Origin of the sequence: Halomonas campaniensis (genome assembly GCF_002211105.1) — a bacterium.
Taxonomy (GTDB): Bacteria; Pseudomonadota; Gammaproteobacteria; order Pseudomonadales; family Halomonadaceae; genus Vreelandella; species Vreelandella campaniensis_A.
The window spans coordinates 162,213-179,999 of the sequence record NZ_JPUA01000003.1; the positions used below are offsets into that span (position 1 = coordinate 162,213).

A 17,787-nucleotide genomic window follows, 5' to 3' on the forward strand; every position below is an offset into this window, starting at 1 on the left:
AGCCTAGATACGCAAAGGATCTAATTTCGATGGCCCCATTATCCACTTGGTGGTTGCTGCGTCGACTCAAATCCCGCGTTTGGGCGACAAAACGTATTGTGCGCGCGTTAAAGCTGTTTATTCCCATGACCCGTGATGTGATCCGTGGTGAGTTTCGACCGATTCCCTGGTCGGCATTTGGCATGATGGCATTAGCGCTGGGCTATCTGGTAATGCCATTTGATCTGATTCCCGATTTTCTGCTGCTTATCGGCGTCGTTGACGATGTGCTGATTGTCGGCTGGCTGCTCAATCGCATCGACCAGCGCCTGGAAGGCTATCGGGCCTGGAAATATAGCGATCCCGACATGACGCCTTCTTAGTGGATCTCTTCTCTTAACGCTGTTTCTTCATCCCCGACTGCTTGAAAAAGCGCGGCTTAACCCCATATCAGGCTCACGATACGACTTTTATGCCCCTGCCCACTGGCGCAGGGGCAATTGACCAACGTGAGCCACAAGGGATAAGCGCATGACTACAGCTACCCACGAACAAGCGGCTGATAAATCAGCTAACCACGAAGAGACGCTAGGCTTTCAAACGGAAGTCAAGCAACTGCTGAATTTGATGATTCACTCCCTGTACTCCAACCGGGAGATATTCCTGCGCGAGCTGATCTCAAACGCTGCAGATGCCTGTGACAAGCTGCGCTACGCGGCGCTGGATAACGACGCGCTCTACGAAGGTGATAGCGAGCTGCGCATCGAAATCGAGCATGATAAAGAGGCCAACACCATCACCCTGCGTGATAACGGTGTGGGTATGAATCGCGAAGACGTGATCGCCAACCTGGGCACCATTGCGCGCTCCGGTACCGCTGAGTTTCTCAAGCAGCTCTCCGGCGAGCAGCAGAAAGACGCCAAACTGATCGGTCAGTTCGGCGTAGGCTTCTACTCTGGCTTTATTGTCGCCGATGAGATTTCGGTGCGTACCCGCAAGGCGGGTACGCAGGCTTCAGAAGGCGTTGAGTGGCGCTCAAAGGGGGAAGGTGAGTTTACCGTTGCCGATATCGAGCGTGCCCAGCACGGTACGGAAATCACGCTGCACCTGAAAGAGGACGCCAAAGAGTTTGCCGACGACTATCGGCTGCAGGGCTTGGTGCGCAAGTACTCGGATCATATCGAAGTGCCCGTGCGCATGCCGAAAACCGAAACGGCCAAGGACGACGAGGGCAACCCCGTCGAGGGTAGTGAAGTGACTACCTGGGAAACCGTTAACGAGGCGACGGCGCTCTGGTCGCGCCCCAAGAGTGAGGTTTCCGACGATGAGTACAAGGCGTTCTACAAGCACGTTGCCCACGACTTTTCGGATCCGTTGACCTGGAGCCATAACAAGGTCGAGGGCAAGCTTGAGTATACCAGCCTGCTTTATGTGCCGGGTCGGGCACCCTTTGATCTGTTTGAGCGTGACGGTGCTCGCGGCGTTAAGCTCTACGTTCAGCGCGTGTTTATTATGGATGACGCTGAACAGTTCCTGCCGCTTTATCTGCGCTTTATTAAGGGCGTGCTGGATACCCGCGAACTGTCGCTAAACGTCTCCCGTGAGCTGCTCCAGCAGGATCCCAAGGTCGATAAAATCAAATCGGCGCTGACCAAGCGCGGATTGGATATGCTCAAGAAGCTGACCAAAGATAAAGAGCAGTATCAAACTTTCTGGAATACCTTCGGTAGCGTATTGAAAGAAGGGCCGGGTGAAGATCCCTCCAACCGCGAGAAAATCGCTGGCCTGTTGCGCTTTGCCTCTACCCATACCGATACGGCTGCCCAGGAGCATGCGCTGGCAGACTATGTTGAGCGCATGAAAGAGGGGCAGCAGAAGATTTACTACGTGGTGGCGGATAGCTTCAATGCGGCCAAAAACAGCCCGCACCTGGAGATCTTCCGCAAAAAAGGCATCGAAGTCCTGCTGCTGTCTGACCGTATCGATGAGTGGCTGATGAGCCATCTCACTGAGTTCGATGGCAAAACCTTTGCCGATGTGGCCAAGGGCGAGCTTGACCTTGGCGATGTGGAAGACGAAGCAGAGAAGAAAGCGCAGGAAGAGACCGCTAAAGCCAAAGAGGATCTGGTGAAGCGTGTTAAAGAAGCGCTAAGCGATGGTGTGCAGGAGGTGAAAATCACCCACCGTCTGACTGATTCGCCTGCCTGCGTCGTGCTGCCTGAGCATGAGATGGGCTACCAGATGCGTCGTATCATGGAAGCGGCCGGTCAGCCTCTGCCCGAAGTAAAACCGATTCTGGAGCTAAATCCAGATCATGCGTTGGTGGCTCGCCTGGAGAGCGCTGAAGGTGACCTGTTTGGCCAGTTAGCGCATATACTGCTGGATCAGGCAATTATCGCCGAAGGTGGCCACTTGGATGACCCCGCCGCCTACGTGAAGCGTCTGAATAGCGTTCTGACGGCCTAATAATCTACGCTGCGCTAACGACGACGGCCCGCTTGGTTAACCCCAGCGGGCCGTCTGTTTTGATAGAGTAGGGTAATACGTTCTGCAAGACTTATTGGGACACTATTATGATGGCTGAGCAGCAAACCAATGGTGCAGTGCCCGCCCGTGTAGCGGTACTGGGGGGCGGTAGTTTTGGTACGGCGCTGGCGAGCATTGCCGCCGATAACGGCGCCCGGGTTCGTCAATGGATGCGCGATGAGGCGTTGGTCACGCAAATTAATCAAGAGCATCGCAATGGGCGTTATCTGCCACACTACGCAATGAATCCGGCAGTAGAAGCCTCGACCGACCTTAAAGCCGTGCTGGCGGATGCCGAGCTGGTGTTGATTGCCATTCCCTCAAAAGCCTTTCGCAGCGTGGTGCAGGCGGCAAAAGCGTGGCTACGACCAGAGCAGATATTGGTGAGTACTACCAAGGGGATCGAGCAGGAGGGCTTTCTGCTCATGAGCCAAGTGCTTGAGCAGGAAACAGGTTTTAGCCATATTGGCGTGATTGCCGGCCCCAATTTAGCCTCTGAAATTGCCGATAAGCAGTTAACCGCGACGGTGATTGCAAGCGCAGACCCGCTAACTCGCACCCGCGTACAGCAAGTATTGGGCTGCCGTTATTTTCGAGTCTACGCCAGCGATGACCGGCATGGCGTTGAGCTGGGCGGTGCGCTGAAAAATATTTATGCGATTGCCGCCGGTATGGCGGCGGCGCTGGGCATGGGTGAAAACACCCGCAGCATGCTGATGACCCGCGCCTTGGCGGAAATGAGCCGCTTCGCCGTTGCCCAGGGGGCTAACCCGATGACCTTTTTAGGGCTGGCGGGGGTGGGGGATTTGATCGTTACCTGCTCGTCTAACCTATCGCGCAATTACCGGGTTGGCTACGCCATGGGCGAGGGGCGAACGCTGGAAGAGGCTGTCGATGCCCTTGGCCAGGTCGCGGAAGGGGTAAACACCGTTAAGCTGGTATGCGCTAAAGCGAGTGAAATGGGCGTTTATATGCCGCTGGCGGAAGGCCTCAACCATGTGTTGTTTGACGGCGTGCCGGCGCAGGAGATGGCGCGTACCCTGATGATGGGCGAACAGAGTAGCGATGTAGAGTTTATTCTGCCCCGTGAAGCCGTACAGCAGGCCCATCGGGATCAAGCTCCTTCCAAGAACAGTGGAGGCAGTAATGCCTGATGTGCTGATTATGCGCCACGGTGAAGCGGCGCCGGGATATCCGGATCAGGCGCGCCGATTGACGCCCCGCGGCGAGCTGGAAGCCGAAAAAATGGCGCGTTGGCTGGCGGAGCGTTTGGCATCGGGGGAGCTGTGTATGCCGAGGATTTATGCCAGCCCCTATGCGCGGGCGCAGCAAACCGGGCAAAGGCTCTGCGATGCGCTGGGAGCGTTGCTTGAAACGCTGGATTTTATTACTCCGGATGACGCACCGGGCGCGGTAAGCGACTGGTTGCTTGAGCAGCCTGAGGGCGCGCCAATAATACTGGTCAGCCATATGCCGCTGGTAGGCGAGTTGGCGGGTTTATTGGTCGAGGGCAGTCCAGCCCAGGGGGTGGGCTTCCCAACCGCTGCCATAGCCGAGCTAGAGGCCGAGGTGTGGGCAGCAGGCTGCGCGCAACTGAAGCGATTTACCCAGCCCAGCCAGCTTTAAGAGCTAGGTGCCGCAACGAGCATAGTGAGATCGGAACAACCCTTCGCGGGGGCGCTGTTAACCCATCCATGGGCGCTACTTTTGTCATCCCTGACAAAAGACCCCCGCTACGGGTTGCTCCAATCTCGTCAGCAAAAATTGAGATAGCACCCGTCTATTTGGTATTACAAAAGCGCGTCGAGCTTCTCTTTTAACAAGCCGTTCACCTGCTGTGGGTTGGCGGTGCCGCGTGAGGCCTTCATCACCTGACCCACAAAGTAGCCAATCATCTTGCCGCGTTTCTCCGGCTCCGAGTCGCGATACTGGGCGACCTGGGCAGGGCTGTCGGCGATCACTTGATCGATCATCGCTTCGATAGCGCCGGTGTCGGTTACCTGCTTGAGGCCTTTCGCGTCGATCACCTCGTCAGCGCTTTCACCCTGACCATTCCACAACGCCTGAAAAACCTCTTTAGCGGCTTTACCGTTAATGGTGTCATCCAGTACGCGGCTGATCAGCTCGCCTAGCTGGCGCGCTGAGATTGGGCTATTGGCAATGCTCAGGCTTTCGCGGTTAAGTGCCCCGGAAAGTTCACCCTGTACCCAGTTGGCCGCCTGCTTGGCATCGCCGCACTCGCTATGCACCGCTTCAAAGAATTCAGCCATATCGCGACTGGCAGAGATCACGTTGGCGTCGTAAGCAGAGAGGCCTAGCTCATTCTGGAAGCGCTCGCGCTTATCCGCCGGCAGTTCGGGCAGTTGGCCCCGCAGGTGATCCAGGTAGGCCTGGTCAAGCACCACCGGCAGCAGGTCAGGGCAGGGGAAGTAACGGTAGTCGTTGGCCTCCTCCTTGGTGCGCATGCTGCGGGTTTCATCGCGGTCAGGGTCAAATAGGCGGGTTTCTTGAACCACGCTGCCGCCATCTTCGATCAGCTCAATCTGGCGCTCCACCTCAAAGGCAATCGCGCGCTCGACAAAGCGGAAGGAGTTAACGTTTTTAATCTCTGCACGGGTGCCAAAAGCTTCCTGGCCTTTGGGGCGTACCGAGACGTTCACGTCGCAACGCATCGAGCCTTCCGCCATATTGCCGTCGGAAATGCCCAGGTAAGTCACGATGGAGTGAATTGCCTTGAGATACGCCGCGGCCTCTTTGGCACTGCGCATATCCGGCTCGGAGACGATCTCCAGTAGCGGCGTGCCCGCCCGGTTTAGGTCGATACCGGTCATGCCATGAAAATCTTCATGCAGTGACTTGCCGGCATCCTCTTCCAGGTGGGCATGATGAATGCGGATACGCTTGGTGCTGGCATCTTCCAGGGTAATTTCAACCTCGCCAGGGCCGACGATGGGGTGGTACATCTGGCTGGTTTGGTAACCCTTGGGCAAGTCAGGGTAGAAGTAATTTTTACGGTCAAACACCGAAACTTCGGCGATGTCCGCATGCACTGCTAGGCCAAACTGCACGGCCATGGCCACGGCCTGCTCATTGAGCACTGGCAGCACGCCGGGTAGGCCTAAATCCACCGCGCAGGCCTGGGTGTTGGGCTCCGCGCCAAACGCCGTCGAGGCGCCGGAGAATATTTTTGAACGTGTTGCGAGCTGAACGTGGACTTCAAGCCCAATCACGGTTTCCCATTGCATTAGGCGTACTCCTCGGCAAAGGCAGGACGTTGTAAGTGCCAGTCAGTCGCTTGCTGAAACTGGTGGGCGACGTTAAGCAGCTGCGCTTCGGCAAAGTGGGTGCCCAGAATCTGCAGGCCGACGGGGCGGCCACCGGCAAACCCTGCTGGTACGCTGATGCCGGGAATGCCCGCCAGGTTCACTGCGATGGTGTAGATATCCTGCAGGTACATCGACACCGGGTCTTTTTTGGCGCCCAGGTCAAAGGCCGGGGTGGGTGAGGCGGGGCCCATCAGCACATCGACGTCTTCAAAGGCGTCCAGGAAGTCCTGACGGATCAGTCGGCGCACTTGTTGAGCCTTGGTGTAGTAGGCGTCAAAGAAGCCTTCAGAGAGCGTGTGGGTGCCGATCAGGATGCGTCGCTTCACCTCTTCGCCAAAGCCCTCTGCACGGGAGCGGGTATACAGGTCAATCAGATCGCTGGGATTGTCACAGCGATAACCGAAACGCACGCCGTCGTAGCGGGACAGGTTCGATGAGGCCTCGGCAGGGGCGATGACGTAGTAGGCCGGAATCGCATAGTGGGTATGCGGCAGGCTAACTTCGCGTACCGTGGCGCCCAAAGATTCGTAAACCTTTACCGCTTCGCGGACGGCTTTCTCGACCTCTGGATCCAAGCCATCGCCAAAATACTCTTTGGGCAGGCCGATCTTGAGGCCCGAGAGGGGCGCATTCAGGCCCTCCACGTAATCGGGGACGCCACGGGCAACGCTGGTGGAATCGCGGCCGTCATGGCCAGCGATGACACCCAGCAGATGGGCGCAATCTTCGGCACTGCGTGCCATGGGGCCGGCCTGATCAAGGCTTGAGGCGTAGGCAATGATGCCAAAGCGCGACACGCGGCCATAGGTGGGCTTCAAGCCGGTAATCCCGCAAAACGCCGCGGGTTGGCGAATCGAGCCACCGGTATCGGTACCCATGGCGGCGGGCACCAGACCCGCCGCGACCGCTGCTGCACTGCCGCCAGAACTGCCGCCGGGTACTGCAGTGAGATCCCAGGGGTTTTTGACCGGGCCGTAGTAGCTGTTTTCGTTGGAGGAGCCCATGGCGAACTCATCCATATTGGTTTTGCCCAGGCTGATGGTGCCCGCCGCGTTAAGTTTTTCCACTACGGTGGCGCTGTAGGGGGCGATAAAATTATCCAGCATTTTCGAGCCGCAGCTGGTTTTTACACCCTGGGTACAAAAAATATCTTTGAGTGCCAAGGGGATTCCCGCCAGCCGCCCGGCGTTGCCCGCCGCTCGCGCTTTATCGGCGATTTCCGCCTGCTGCAGCGCCTGCTCCGCGGTCACGCTGATAAAACTATTCAGCTGGCCGTCAGCCTTTTCAATGCGCTGTAAATAGTGAGCGGTCAGCTCGCGGCTTGAAAACTCACCGCTTTTTAGCGCGGCGGCGAGTTGCGTTAAGGTTTTCTCATACATGACCCAGAAGCTCCGTTCAGGGGAGAAAAAAAATGGCAATAGTGGTGGCTTGATTAAAGGTGCCTGCGCCGTTACGCAGCGTGCTACTCAATGCGTTTATTCAACGACGCGGGGCACGAGATACAGGCCATTTTCCACTGCCGGAGCACAGCGCTGAAACGTGTCGCGCTGGTTGGTTTCCGTTACTTCATCGGCGCGCAGTCGCTGGGTCGCATCCAGCGGGTGGGCGAGCGGCGTCACGCCTTCCGTATCGAGGCTTTGTAGCTGGTCGACCATGTCCAGAATCCGGCTTAGGTCGTCTACAAAGCCGCTGGCTTGGTCATCGCTGACGGCGAGTCGGGCCAAGTGAGCAGCCCGGCGCACATGAGATTCTTCAAGCGCCATGATCGAGAATTCCTCGTTAACGTGATGGAACATAATCCGCTTTCAGCGGTATACATACCGATATCAAAAAAACGTCTTGTGCCGCAGACGTGGAAAATAGCCGCAAAAGGTACCACATTTTGGCCCCAACGGGCAGTGTTAGGCGCGACTCGTGCTTGCTGCCAAGGGGTTGCAGTGATACCGTTTGCATCCGCACAGGGTTCCCGGTCTGCACTAGGTAACAACATCCATGTTTAAACGTTTGAGGGGGCTGTTTTCCAGCGATCTATCGATCGACTTGGGTACGGCCAACACACTGATTTATGTTCGCGGTCGCGGTATCGTGCTCGATGAGCCGTCCGTGGTTGCTATCCGCCAGTCTGGCAATATGCGCAGCGTTGCCGCAGTTGGTACTGATGCCAAGCGAATGCTGGGGCGTACGCCCGGTAATATTACCGCGATTCGGCCGATGAAAGATGGCGTTATTGCCGACTTCACCGTCACCGAACAGATGCTTCAGCACTTTATTCGTAAAGTCCACCAAAGCACCTTCTTAACCCCCAGCCCGCGTGTGCTGGTGTGCGTTCCTTGCATGTCAACGCAAGTAGAGCGCCGGGCGATTCGTGAGTCAGCAGAAGGTGCCGGTGCCCGCGAGGTGTTCTTGATTGAAGAACCCATGGCGGCGGCGATTGGCGCAGGCCTTCCGGTCGATGAAGCGCAGGGGTCGATGGTGGTGGATATTGGTGGTGGTACCACTGAAATCGCGATTATCTCACTCAATGGCGTGGTCTACTCCGAGTCTATTCGGGTGGGTGGCGACCGTTTTGATGAGGCGATCACCGCTTACGTGCGTCGTCATTACGGCAGCCTGATTGGTGAAGCCACCGCCGAGCGCATCAAAGAAGAGATTGGCTGTGCCTATCCTGGTGGTGAGCTGCGTGAAATTGATGTGCGCGGCCGTAATCTAGCCGAAGGCATCCCACGCAGTTTTACGCTCAACTCCCACGAAACCCTGGAAGCGTTGCAAGAAACGCTGGGATCTATCGTGGCCGCGATCAAAAGCGCCCTTGAGCAGTCGCCGCCGGAATTGGCCTCAGATATTGCCGAGCGTGGCTTGGTATTGACGGGCGGTGGGGCGCTGTTACGCGACCTGGACAAGCTGATCGCTGAAGAGACAGGGCTGCCGGTGATCGTTGCCGAAGACCCGTTGACCTGCGTTGCTCGCGGCGGTGGTAAAGCGCTGGAGATGATTGATCAGCATACCTTTGAGTTGCTGTCGAGCGACTAATCGCAGCGGTTAATTGCGGGGGGATTGCCTATTAAACCGCTGTTTTCGCACGGGCCACTGCCGGGCTACCGGCTGTTTTTTTGCGTCCTGGCCGCCAGTGCATTGATGTTTGTCGACCTGCATTTTACCCGCATGGAGCAAGTGCGTGCGCAAATGTCGATGGTCGTTGCCCCAATTCAATGGGTTGTTAGTGTGCCTAGCGACCTGTTGAATTGGGGGTCACTTGCGCTCTCCGATCAACAGGCCTTGGTGGATGAAAACCGTCGCCTGCGAGAGCAGATTCTTACCCTTTCTCATCGTGGTCAGCGGTTGGCAAATCTGACCGCGGAAAACAGTGAGCTGCGTGAATTGCTGAGAGCAGCAAAGCGGCGTGATATTCCCTATATCACGGCTGAGCTGATATCGCTGGATAATGACCCCTTTAGTCACCAAATGGTGGTTAATCGTGGCCATCGTAACGGCGCCTACGTGGGGCAGCCGGTGATCGATGCCTCGGGTTTGGTGGGGCAAATTACCGCGGTTTCTGCCTACTCCAGCCGGGTATTGCTGTTAGCCGATGCCAGTCATGCTTTACCGGTTCAGTTGAATCGCAATGGGCTGCGCTTTATCGTCCAAGGGACGGGGCGTTACAGCAGTGTTAACGTGATGTACGTGCCGGATACGGCGGATATCCGTGAAGGCGATTTATTGACCACATCAGGCTTGGCGGGACGCTTTCCACCGGGTTATCCAGTGGCACGTGTTACCGAGGTCTATCACGATCCTGGCCAGCCTTTTGCGCGCGTGACGGCTGAACCCATGGCTCAACTACAGCGCTCGCGTCACTTCTTACTCCTTTTTCCGCCTCCGCGAGCAGAAGTGGATGAACACGCCTGGGATGAAACGCTGGATATCTCATCAGAGGCTTTAAGCTCTTCGCTTCAGCTCTCCACTAACTTAAGCCGTGCATTGCCTGAACAACCTACATCATCCCAAGAGGTGCCCTGATGCCGCGTGCACCTATTGTTCCGCTAGTGGTTATTTGGTTTAGCCTGCTTCTGGCGTTATGTTTACAAGTGATGCCGCTAGCCGATGGTTGGCAGGTATACCGCCCTGAGTGGTTGGGGCTTATGTTGATCTACTGGTGCATGCGTACTCCCGACAGAGTCGGCGTTTTTCATGGCTTTGTGCTGGGCATTTTAATGGATTTGATTGAAGGCACTGCGCTGGGTCAGCATGCGCTTATCTACGCTCTGTTGGCATTTCTCTGTGCCCTGGTGTATCCCCGCTTTCGGGCCTATTCGCTGGTACAGCAGTCGGCACTGGTGCTGGTACTGCTGGGGTTAATGCAGCTGGTCGCCCAGTGGCTGCGCACTATCGTGGGTGACTTTTCGATTCATTTAGCCTTTTTGATACCTGCGCTGATCAGTGCGTTGCTATGGCCGTGGCTGGCGACGATGTTTCAAGCCTTAGAACGTCGGTTGGCCGCCTCATGAGCGCGCCTGTTTTGTGCTTGGCGTCTGCGTCTCCCCGTCGTCGGGACTTGCTCGCATCCATTGGTGTGCCGGTGACGGTTCACCCTTGTGATATCGACGAAACACCGCTGGTCGGTGAGACGCCCCACGCCTATGTGCAGCGCTTGGCGGTTGCCAAAGCTGAGGCGGCTGCCCCCTTAACCGGTCTGCCTACGCTAGGTTCGGATACCGCTGTAGTGGTCGATGGGCGTATTCTAGGTAAGCCGGCGGATTTTGATGAGGGCGCCGAGATGCTGCGACTGCTTTCAGGGCGGACTCATGAGGTGCTTACCGCCGTCGCAGTGAGTGGGCCAGCGGGGATGCTCTCCAGCTGTGTGGCCACCCAGGTGACCATGCGTGAAATAAGCGCAGATGAAATCACAGCCTACTGGCGCACCGGCGAGCCGGCTGATAAAGCTGGCGGCTACGCAATACAGGGATTAGCGGCCATATTTGTAAAACAGATTCAAGGCAGTCACTCGGCAGTGGTAGGGCTACCGCTGTTTGAAACGACGCACTTGCTATGCCGACAGGGAGTGCCTATCTGGCGGCGCGTTTAATTCCCTTGAATAGAGGGCGTCGCCGCCTGTATCGCTGGCAAGGAATACGTCAACCAACAAGGAATTTTGCATGAGCGGTGAAGTTCTCATCAATTTAACGCCAATGGAGACCCGCGTCGCGCTGGTGGAAAATGGCGTTTTGCAAGAGGCACTGATCGAGCGTTCCCGTCGGCGTGGCATTGTGGGCAATATCTACAAAGGCAAAGTGGTTCGCGTGCTGCCTGGTATGCAGGCTGCCTTTGTTGATATTGGCTTGGAACGGGCGGCGTTTATTCATGCCCACGAAGTGATGCCGCCCGGCACACCGCTCGATGAGCAGCAGACCATCGGCCAGTTGCTTCATGAGGGGCAGGCACTCGTGGTGCAGGCCACCAAAGACCCCATTGGTAGTAAGGGCGCGCGATTAACCACCCATCTGTCGATCCCTTCGCGTTATTTGGTGTATATGCCGGATTCGCCGCATCATGGCGTTTCCCAGCGTATCGAAGATGAGCGCGAACGCGAGCGCTTAAAAGCCCTGCTGGATAGCAGCGTGGCGGAACAGACGCTGGAAGTGACGGGAGGCTTTATTGTTCGTACTGCCGCGGAAGGCGTCGGTGACGAAGAGCTAAAAGGCGATATGCACTTTCTGCTGCGACTGTGGCGCAAGGTCAGCGAACGTAAGGTAACTGCGACACCACAAAGCGTCATTTATGATGATTTACCGCTGTTTATGCGCACGTTACGCGATGTAATGCGTGACGATATCGAAAAAGTGCGTATCGATTCACGGGAAAATTTCGTCAAGCTGGTCGAGTTCGCCGAAGAGTTTATGCCCGATGCCGTTGAACGGATTGAGTACTACCCCGGCGAGCGACCCATCTTTGATCTTTACAGTGTCGAGGACGAGATCCAGAAAGCATTAGGGCGCAAGGTGCAGTTGAAATCCGGTGGCTATCTGGTGATTGATCCCACCGAGGCAATGACAACCATTGATGTCAATACCGGTGGTTATGTCGGCCATCGCAACCTTGAAGAGACCATTTTCAAAACCAACCTTGAGGCCGCCACGGCGATTGCCCGTCAACTTCGTCTGCGCAACCTGGGCGGCATTATCATTATCGACTTTATCGATATGGTTGATGTTGAGCATCAGCGGCAGGTGTTACGGGTACTCGAGAAAGCGTTAGAGCGCGATCATGCCAAAACCAAGTGTACCGGTGTCACCGAGCTTGGCCTTGTTCAGCTTACCCGTAAACGCACCCGGGAAAGCCTGGAGCAGACGCTCTGCGAAGCGTGTCCCACCTGCAGTGGCCGGGGTACGCTTAAAACGCCTGAAACCGTCTGCTACGAAATTTTCCGTGAGATTCTGCGCGAAGAGCGTGCCTACAGTGCTGAAACCTATATGGTGCTGGCATCGCAGCCCGTTGTTGATCGCTTACTAGATGAAGAGTCAGCGGCGGTGGCCGACCTGGAGACATTTATCAATAAAACCATCCGCTTTCAGGTTGAGCAGCACTACTCCCAAGAGCAGTACGATATTGTGCTGATGTAACCATGCCTACTCGTTCGCTGGTGCGTTGGAGTTTGCTAATCGTCGCCTGGTTACTAGGCAGCGCTGCTGTACTGCTGTTGCTGCTGCGCTTGGTGATTAGCCAGTCCGATGCCCTTACCCCCCGTATTGAAGCGCTGATTGAAGCGCGTATTGGCGTACCGGTCACTATTGAGCATCTCTCGCTTTCTCTTGCTCGGAATGACCTGTTGCTGCGTCTTGACGGCGTAAACGCGGAAACCCCAGAGGGCCAGGCACTGTTTTCCCTTGAGCATGCGGGACTGCGTTTGGATACCTGGGCTTCGCTTGTCAATATGGCGCCCATTTTTAGCGATGCCCGCATTAGCGGTACCGAGTTTCATCTCTATCAAGGCACTGGAGCGGCTTGGCAGTGGCCAAAGCCCGCTGAGCTACCGCTCTTGATGGCGCCAGATCCTGAAGTAGATCTGGCGACCATCGATGACTGGGCGGGGTTGATTTTGCGCCAACGCCTGTGGGTGGAAGACACGCGCGTGGTGCTGCATGGCAAGCAGGATACCGTCCTGCTGCATGCCCAAACACTGTTATTGACTGGTGATGAGCGGCGTACACGATTGGAAGGTGCTATCAATATTGCTCAATCGTTACAGCAGGCGCGCGAAGTGGCGCTGCCGGCGGCTGAAATGAAAGTTGAAATGCAGCCTGGAAAACGTGGCTTTAGCGACTTTTCGGCTGCGCTACAACTGGATATTCAGCTTGATCAGTTAGTCGTTCTGGCAGATATGTTCCGACCTGATCACGCGGCCTATTTGGAGCAGGCCGGCGGCAGTGCTCGGCTGTGGGGACGCTGGAGTGCCGGACGTCTCGAAGAAGCCCGGGTTGCGGTCGACGTTCCACAATTGACGCTCCGTCATAATGTCCAGTACGCGGTATTAAGGGATATTGAAGCCAATGGCCTGTGGCAGCGGGATGGTGATGGGGGCGAGGCGTGGTTAAGCGGCGATGCGGATAGCGTGGAGTGGGCCCAGCCCCCCGGTGGCAGCGTTGGGCCAGCCTTGCCGCGCCACTGGCACGCTACGCACCAGCCAGGAGAGTGGGAAGTTCGCACCAGTGCCTTTGAGCTCGCCTCGCTGACCGCTTGGCGCGACTATGTGTTGCTACCTGAGTCCGTTACGCGGGTATTGCAAACCCTCGCCCCCCGGGGGCAAGTCGAGGGGTTGCATGTCGGACAGCAGGATGGTCACTGGGGGGTGGACGCGGCGCTAACCGGCGTGGAAGTTTCGCCTTGGCAGCAGGCGCCTGGTGGCGGCCCGCTGGATGCCTGGGTGCAGGCGCGGGATTTTCGCGGTCGCGTGCTGTTTAGCAGTAATGGTGACAGTACCCTCTATTTTCCTGAGTTTTTTGCTGCCCCCATGCAGCTGCGGCGCGCTGAAGGGGAAGTAGAGTGGGTATACGACGGCCCCAACACCATGGTGAGCGGTAAGCGGTTAAGCGTCGATTGGGACGGTGCACAGATTGCCGGTGGTTTTGGTTTAGTAGTGACCGCTAATCAGCGCGGGCATTTTGGCTTAGAGCTGGACTTCAGTGACGTGGATGCTGTTGAGCGCCCGCTGGCCCAGTGGCTGCCGCTAAGTGTCATGGATGACGAGCTTCGCGAGTGGCTGCTCAATGATATTGGCGGCTATGTCAGCAAAGGCTCGCTGCAGTTAAGCCAGCCGCTAGGCGATAGCGTCACCGCCGAGGACTTTACTGCGACGCTCGCGCTGGCCGTTAGCCAAGGGCATTTACCGATTGCCCCAGGTTGGCCGCGCCTTGACGATGTAGAGGGGCGTCTTAAGTGGCAAAACAGGGTGTTAGAAGCTGAAATTGATAACGCGCAGAGCCACGGCGTCACTGCTTCTAAGGGTGAGGTAGTGATGGAGGATGAGACGCTCAATATTTCGGGGCAATTACAATCGGATGGCCCAGCGCTAATATCGTTTTTACAGGCAATGCCCGAAATTGACCTTTCCCAACTAAGCGATCTGCGCGTAACAGGTGGCGTTAACGGCGATATTGCGCTGTCGTTGCCGTTAGCAAACCCGGAGGCGCTTCAGCTGGAAATTAATGCTCAGCCACGCTTTCCGGAAGTGGTGTATCAACCGCTCGATCTACGTCTTCAATCGGTTGAGGGGGATCTTGCCTGGCTCCAAGATGGGGAAAGTTCAGGTCTCGTCGGAGAGGCTCGTGGGCAGTTGCTTGGTGGCTCTATCAACGCTGATATTGATACTCAACGCAACGGCATACAGCTGCAGGGAAGTGTCGCCACCGAGGCGCTTTTTGGACTTGCGGGGTTGGGTAATCAAGGGCGTATGCCGCTAGAAGGGCCGTTAGAGTGGCAGGGCAGCGTCGTCCTAACGCCAACGCCCACTCTGCGCTTGGAGAGTCGTTTAGTCGGTGTCACCAGCCATCTACCCGAACCCTTTGCAAAAACACCACAGCAGGCCTGGCCCTGGACATTAACCGCCGATATGGACACAAAACGTCTCGAAAGCCGCCTCGCTGATATTGCTTCTGCACGACTGCAACAGCTTAACGGCTTGCTTGCCGGGACGTTAAATTTAGGCAGCCGGGCGGAGCGCCTGCCCGACTGGCCCTCTCAGCCTGGGGTTAGTCTCGACGCTGCCGTACCTCGAATTGACCCTCTAGTGTGGCAGCAGGCGATTGCACCGCTAATGGCAGGCGGGACACTCAGCACGTCTGGCGAAGGCACGCAAATGCCGTTGACGGTCTCGCTAGCCACCCCCTGTGTGATTTACCAAAGGGAGTGTTTAGGCAGTCTTAACGCCTCGGGCAATATGAACGATGGTCGGGTGGATTTGGGCCTAAGCGGTAACCTGGTTACTGGACGCTTAAACTACAATGCTCAATCGCCGCAACCGTTAGATGTGGCCATTGAAGCGCTGGCGCTTGATCGCTTGCTGGCACTAGCCAATGTCGAGCATGACAGCGATGCACCGACGCCAGACTCCTGGATGGGATCGGTCGAAACGCAGCTTAAGGAGCCGGTGGCCATTCCTGGCTGGCTAGCCGATGTGCCCAATGGGCGATTGCGTTTAGCCGAAATTGCCATGGGGCCGCGTCGTTTTGGCCCCTTGACCGCCTACTGGGAAACCGACGGTGAGCGTTTTTCGCTTACCCCCGTTGGGTTAACCCTGGGCCAGCTCTCCGCACGCGGCGAGCTGCACTGGGAGGGGGATGCCGTCTCCAGCCATACCCGCGCGGACATTACGATTCAGGGCGGGGATATCGGCACCGCTCTTGAGCGTCTTGACCAGCCGGTAGCTATGCGCAGCCGTAGTACCGATGTGGCTGCTTCGCTGGACTGGCCGGGGGCGCCTTGGCAATTGGAGTTAAGCCGCTCAGATGGCACTATCAGTACCGACATTCGTGATGGCAGCTTTGTCACTCTGGAATCGGCCCCTGCGCGGTTAATTGGCTTGCTCAATTTCGATAATATTTTACGTCGCCTGCGCTTGGATTTTTCCGACGTTACCGGTCAGGGAACCGCATTTGATCGTGTGAAGGGTACCGCCGATGTCACCGGTGGGCTGCTGACGCTACGCGGGCCATTGCAAATTGATGCGCCGGCCACCACCCTAACGCTTACCGGCAGTGCCAATCTGGTGACCCGTGAACTCGACCAGCGGCTTGGCGTCACACTACCAGTAACACAAAGTTTGCCGATTGCGGCGATTGCCGTTGGCGCGCCCATCGTGGGCGGCGCACTGTTTCTTGCCGACCAGCTGTTTGGCGACGCACTGGATCGTGCCACGACACTCCATTATCGCGTGCGAGGCCCTTGGACTTCGCCGCAGGTTACTTTAGAAGGCCCCCAATGACCGCATATAAAAGTGATGTAGATACGGCTGCCGCCATTCTTTTGACCCCTGGAGGTCTCGATTTAGAGGCCTTGGAAACGGGGCTGGGCTACGCCATGGGCGCGGGCATTGACTATGCAGACCTCTATTTTCAGCGTACCTGGCAAGAGGGCTGGGTACTGGAAGATGGCGAGGTAAAAGAGGCCAGCTACAGTATTGACGGTGGCGTCGGCGTGCGCTCACTGGCAGGTGAAAAAACCGGCTTTGCCTACTCCAACCAGATTACCGCCGATGCGCTAATGGACACCGGCCGCACGGCGGCGGGCATCGTCCGCAGCGGCCAACGTCTGCCTGGGCAATTGGTTCGCCCGGTTTCCGCCATGTCGCGCTATGAGGGAATCGACCCTCTGGCCGGGCTAAGCGCCGAAGACAAAGTCGCCATGTTAAAACAGGCTGACAAAGTCGCTCGTGCTGCAGACCCGAGCATCAGTCAAGTGAGTGCTTCCCTATCAGGTACCTACGAGGTGGTGCTGGTGCGGGCCAGCGATGGCACCTTGGCGGCGGATATTCGCCCGCTGGTGCGCTTTAATGTCAGCGTTATCGCGGTAAAGAATGGCCGACGTGAGCGGGGCAGTGCGGGCGGCGGCGGCCGTTACTCCATGGCTAAACTGCGCGATGACCAAGTTGCCGAGCAGTACGCTAAAGAGGCGGTGCGCCAGGCGCTGGTCAACCTGGAAGCCGTCGATGCACCTGCGGGGCAAATGCCCGTGGTGCTGGCGTCGGGGTGGCCGGGGATTCTGCTCCATGAGGCCGTCGGCCACGGTCTGGAAGGAGATTTCAACCGTAAGGGCAGTTCCGCGTTTGCTGGCAAGATGGGCCAGCGTGTTGCCGCTAAAGGCGTGACCATTGTCGATGATGCAACGCTGGCGGATTGTCGTGGCTCCATGAGCGTGGATGACGAGGGCACTCCAGGGCAATACACGCCGCTTATCGAAGACGGCATTTTGACCGGCTATATGCAGGACAAGCTCAATGCCCGGCTAATGGGTATGGCGCCCACAGGCAACGCGCGGCGTGAATCTTTTGCGCACTTACCCATGCCGCGTATGACCAATACCGTCATGCTAGCGGGTCAGGATCAGCCTAGCGATATTATTAAAAGCGTTAAGCGCGGTATTTACGCGGTGAGCTTTGGTGGCGGGCAGGTGGATATTACCTCAGGCAAATTTGTCTTCTCCGCCAGCGAAGCCTACCTGATTGAAGATGGTAAGGTGACGGCGCCGGTGAAAGGGGCCACCTTGATTGGTAACGGGCCGGAAGCGATGCAGCGTGTCTCCATGATTGGCCACGACATGGCGCTGGATACCGGCATCGGTGTGTGTGGTAAAGAGGGGCAGGGCGTGCCAGTGGGTGTCGGCCAGCCCACCCTGAAATTGGATGAGCTGACCGTCGGCGGCACACAGTCTTGAAGGGCGGTCTTAAAGAGCCGCTTTTAAGATGCTG

General features: G+C 57.0%; 14 protein-coding genes. 11 read left to right on the plus strand and 3 right to left on the minus strand.

Going from position 1 to position 17,787, the window contains the following annotated elements; translation table 11 throughout:
- The first annotated feature begins 29 nt into the window (after positions 1-29).
- The 4 genes from JI62_RS01945 to sixA all read left to right on the plus strand — a co-directional run bounded on the left by JI62_RS01945 (position 30) and on the right by sixA (position 4,131).
- Positions 30-362 carry a YkvA family protein gene (locus tag JI62_RS01945; protein WP_088698549.1) on the plus strand — a complete coding sequence of 111 codons (333 nt, stop codon included), beginning with the start codon at positions 30-32 and terminating at the stop codon, positions 360-362.
- Positions 363-510: 148 nt separating this feature from the next.
- A complete protein-coding gene (gene htpG / locus JI62_RS01950; RefSeq protein ID WP_088698550.1) occupies positions 511-2,445 on the plus strand; it encodes a molecular chaperone HtpG in 1,935 nt (644 codons plus the stop codon).
- Positions 2,446-2,555: 110 nt separating this feature from the next.
- Positions 2,556-3,659, plus strand: coding sequence for an NAD(P)H-dependent glycerol-3-phosphate dehydrogenase (locus JI62_RS01955; RefSeq protein WP_088698655.1), 1,104 nt, complete (start codon positions 2,556-2,558; stop codon positions 3,657-3,659).
- The gene (gene sixA, locus JI62_RS01960) at positions 3,652-4,131 is read left to right on the plus strand and encodes a phosphohistidine phosphatase SixA (protein WP_088698551.1); all 480 of its coding nucleotides are present in this window, start codon (positions 3,652-3,654) and stop codon (positions 4,129-4,131) included. Before JI62_RS01955 ends, sixA begins: the two co-directional genes overlap by 8 nt.
- Positions 4,132-4,295: 164 nt before the next feature.
- Here the strand turns inward: sixA and gatB are convergent, their stop codons facing one another.
- The 3 genes from gatB to gatC form a co-directional block, all read right to left on the minus strand.
- A complete protein-coding gene (gatB, locus tag JI62_RS01965) occupies positions 4,296-5,750 on the minus strand; it encodes an Asp-tRNA(Asn)/Glu-tRNA(Gln) amidotransferase subunit GatB (protein ID WP_088698552.1) in 1,455 nt (484 codons plus the stop codon).
- Positions 5,750-7,210 (minus strand): Asp-tRNA(Asn)/Glu-tRNA(Gln) amidotransferase subunit GatA, encoded by a 1,461-nt coding sequence (gatA, locus tag JI62_RS01970; protein WP_088698553.1) that lies wholly within the window; start codon positions 7,208-7,210, stop codon positions 5,750-5,752. The genes gatB and gatA overlap by 1 nt, the downstream gene beginning before the upstream one ends.
- Before the next feature lie 96 nt (positions 7,211-7,306).
- The gene (gene gatC / locus JI62_RS01975; protein ID WP_022523948.1) at positions 7,307-7,594 is read right to left on the minus strand and encodes an Asp-tRNA(Asn)/Glu-tRNA(Gln) amidotransferase subunit GatC; all 288 of its coding nucleotides are present in this window, start codon (positions 7,592-7,594) and stop codon (positions 7,307-7,309) included.
- A 229-nt stretch (positions 7,595-7,823) separates the two neighbouring features.
- Between gatC and JI62_RS01980 the strand changes: the two genes are divergently transcribed.
- From JI62_RS01980 to tldD, 7 genes are all read left to right on the plus strand, one after another.
- Positions 7,824-8,861, plus strand: coding sequence for a rod shape-determining protein (locus JI62_RS01980; RefSeq protein WP_007114671.1), 1,038 nt, complete (start codon positions 7,824-7,826; stop codon positions 8,859-8,861).
- Positions 8,862-8,885: 24 nt separating this feature from the next.
- A complete protein-coding gene (gene mreC / locus JI62_RS01985; protein ID WP_088698554.1) occupies positions 8,886-9,848 on the plus strand; it encodes a rod shape-determining protein MreC in 963 nt (320 codons plus the stop codon).
- Positions 9,848-10,336: a rod shape-determining protein MreD gene (gene mreD / locus JI62_RS01990; protein ID WP_088698555.1), complete on the plus strand. Its 489-nt coding sequence runs from the start codon at positions 9,848-9,850 to the stop codon at positions 10,334-10,336. The genes mreC and mreD overlap by 1 nt, the downstream gene beginning before the upstream one ends.
- Positions 10,333-10,914: a Maf family protein gene (locus JI62_RS01995; RefSeq protein WP_088698556.1), complete on the plus strand. Its 582-nt coding sequence runs from the start codon at positions 10,333-10,335 to the stop codon at positions 10,912-10,914. The genes mreD and JI62_RS01995 overlap by 4 nt, the downstream gene beginning before the upstream one ends.
- A gap of 70 nt (positions 10,915-10,984) precedes the next feature.
- Positions 10,985-12,448 (plus strand): ribonuclease G, encoded by a 1,464-nt coding sequence (gene rng, locus JI62_RS02000; RefSeq protein ID WP_088698557.1) that lies wholly within the window; start codon positions 10,985-10,987, stop codon positions 12,446-12,448.
- Between the two features lie 2 nt (positions 12,449-12,450).
- Positions 12,451-16,305 (plus strand): YhdP family protein, encoded by a 3,855-nt coding sequence (locus JI62_RS02005; protein ID WP_088698558.1) that lies wholly within the window; start codon positions 12,451-12,453, stop codon positions 16,303-16,305.
- Complete coding sequence (gene tldD, locus JI62_RS02010; RefSeq protein ID WP_088698559.1) at positions 16,302-17,753, plus strand: metalloprotease TldD; 1,452 nt, start codon at positions 16,302-16,304, stop codon at positions 17,751-17,753. The genes JI62_RS02005 and tldD overlap by 4 nt, the downstream gene beginning before the upstream one ends.
- Positions 17,754-17,787 lie beyond the last annotated feature (34 nt).

Excerpts from the sequence above, each read along its gene's own strand:
- JI62_RS01945 (WP_088698549.1), top strand. The coding sequence starts at position 30 with ATGGCCCCATTATCCACTTGGTGGTTGCTGCGTCGACTCAAATCCCGC.
- htpG (WP_088698550.1), top strand. The coding sequence starts at position 511 with ATGACTACAGCTACCCACGAACAAGCGGCTGATAAATCAGCTAACCAC.
- JI62_RS01955 (WP_088698655.1), top strand. The coding sequence starts at position 2,556 with ATGGCTGAGCAGCAAACCAATGGTGCAGTGCCCGCCCGTGTAGCGGTA.
- sixA (WP_088698551.1), top strand. The coding sequence starts at position 3,652 with ATGCCTGATGTGCTGATTATGCGCCACGGTGAAGCGGCGCCGGGATAT.
- gatB (WP_088698552.1), bottom strand. The coding sequence starts at position 5,750 with ATGCAATGGGAAACCGTGATTGGGCTTGAAGTCCACGTTCAGCTCGCA.
- gatA (WP_088698553.1), bottom strand. The coding sequence starts at position 7,210 with ATGTATGAGAAAACCTTAACGCAACTCGCCGCCGCGCTAAAAAGCGGT.
- gatC (WP_022523948.1), bottom strand. The coding sequence starts at position 7,594 with ATGGCGCTTGAAGAATCTCATGTGCGCCGGGCTGCTCACTTGGCCCGA.
- JI62_RS01980 (WP_007114671.1), top strand. The coding sequence starts at position 7,824 with ATGTTTAAACGTTTGAGGGGGCTGTTTTCCAGCGATCTATCGATCGAC.
- mreD (WP_088698555.1), top strand. The coding sequence starts at position 9,848 with ATGCCGCGTGCACCTATTGTTCCGCTAGTGGTTATTTGGTTTAGCCTG.
- JI62_RS01995 (WP_088698556.1), top strand. The coding sequence starts at position 10,333 with ATGAGCGCGCCTGTTTTGTGCTTGGCGTCTGCGTCTCCCCGTCGTCGG.
- rng (WP_088698557.1), top strand. The coding sequence starts at position 10,985 with ATGAGCGGTGAAGTTCTCATCAATTTAACGCCAATGGAGACCCGCGTC.
- JI62_RS02005 (WP_088698558.1), top strand. The coding sequence starts at position 12,451 with ATGCCTACTCGTTCGCTGGTGCGTTGGAGTTTGCTAATCGTCGCCTGG.
- tldD (WP_088698559.1), top strand. The coding sequence starts at position 16,302 with ATGACCGCATATAAAAGTGATGTAGATACGGCTGCCGCCATTCTTTTG.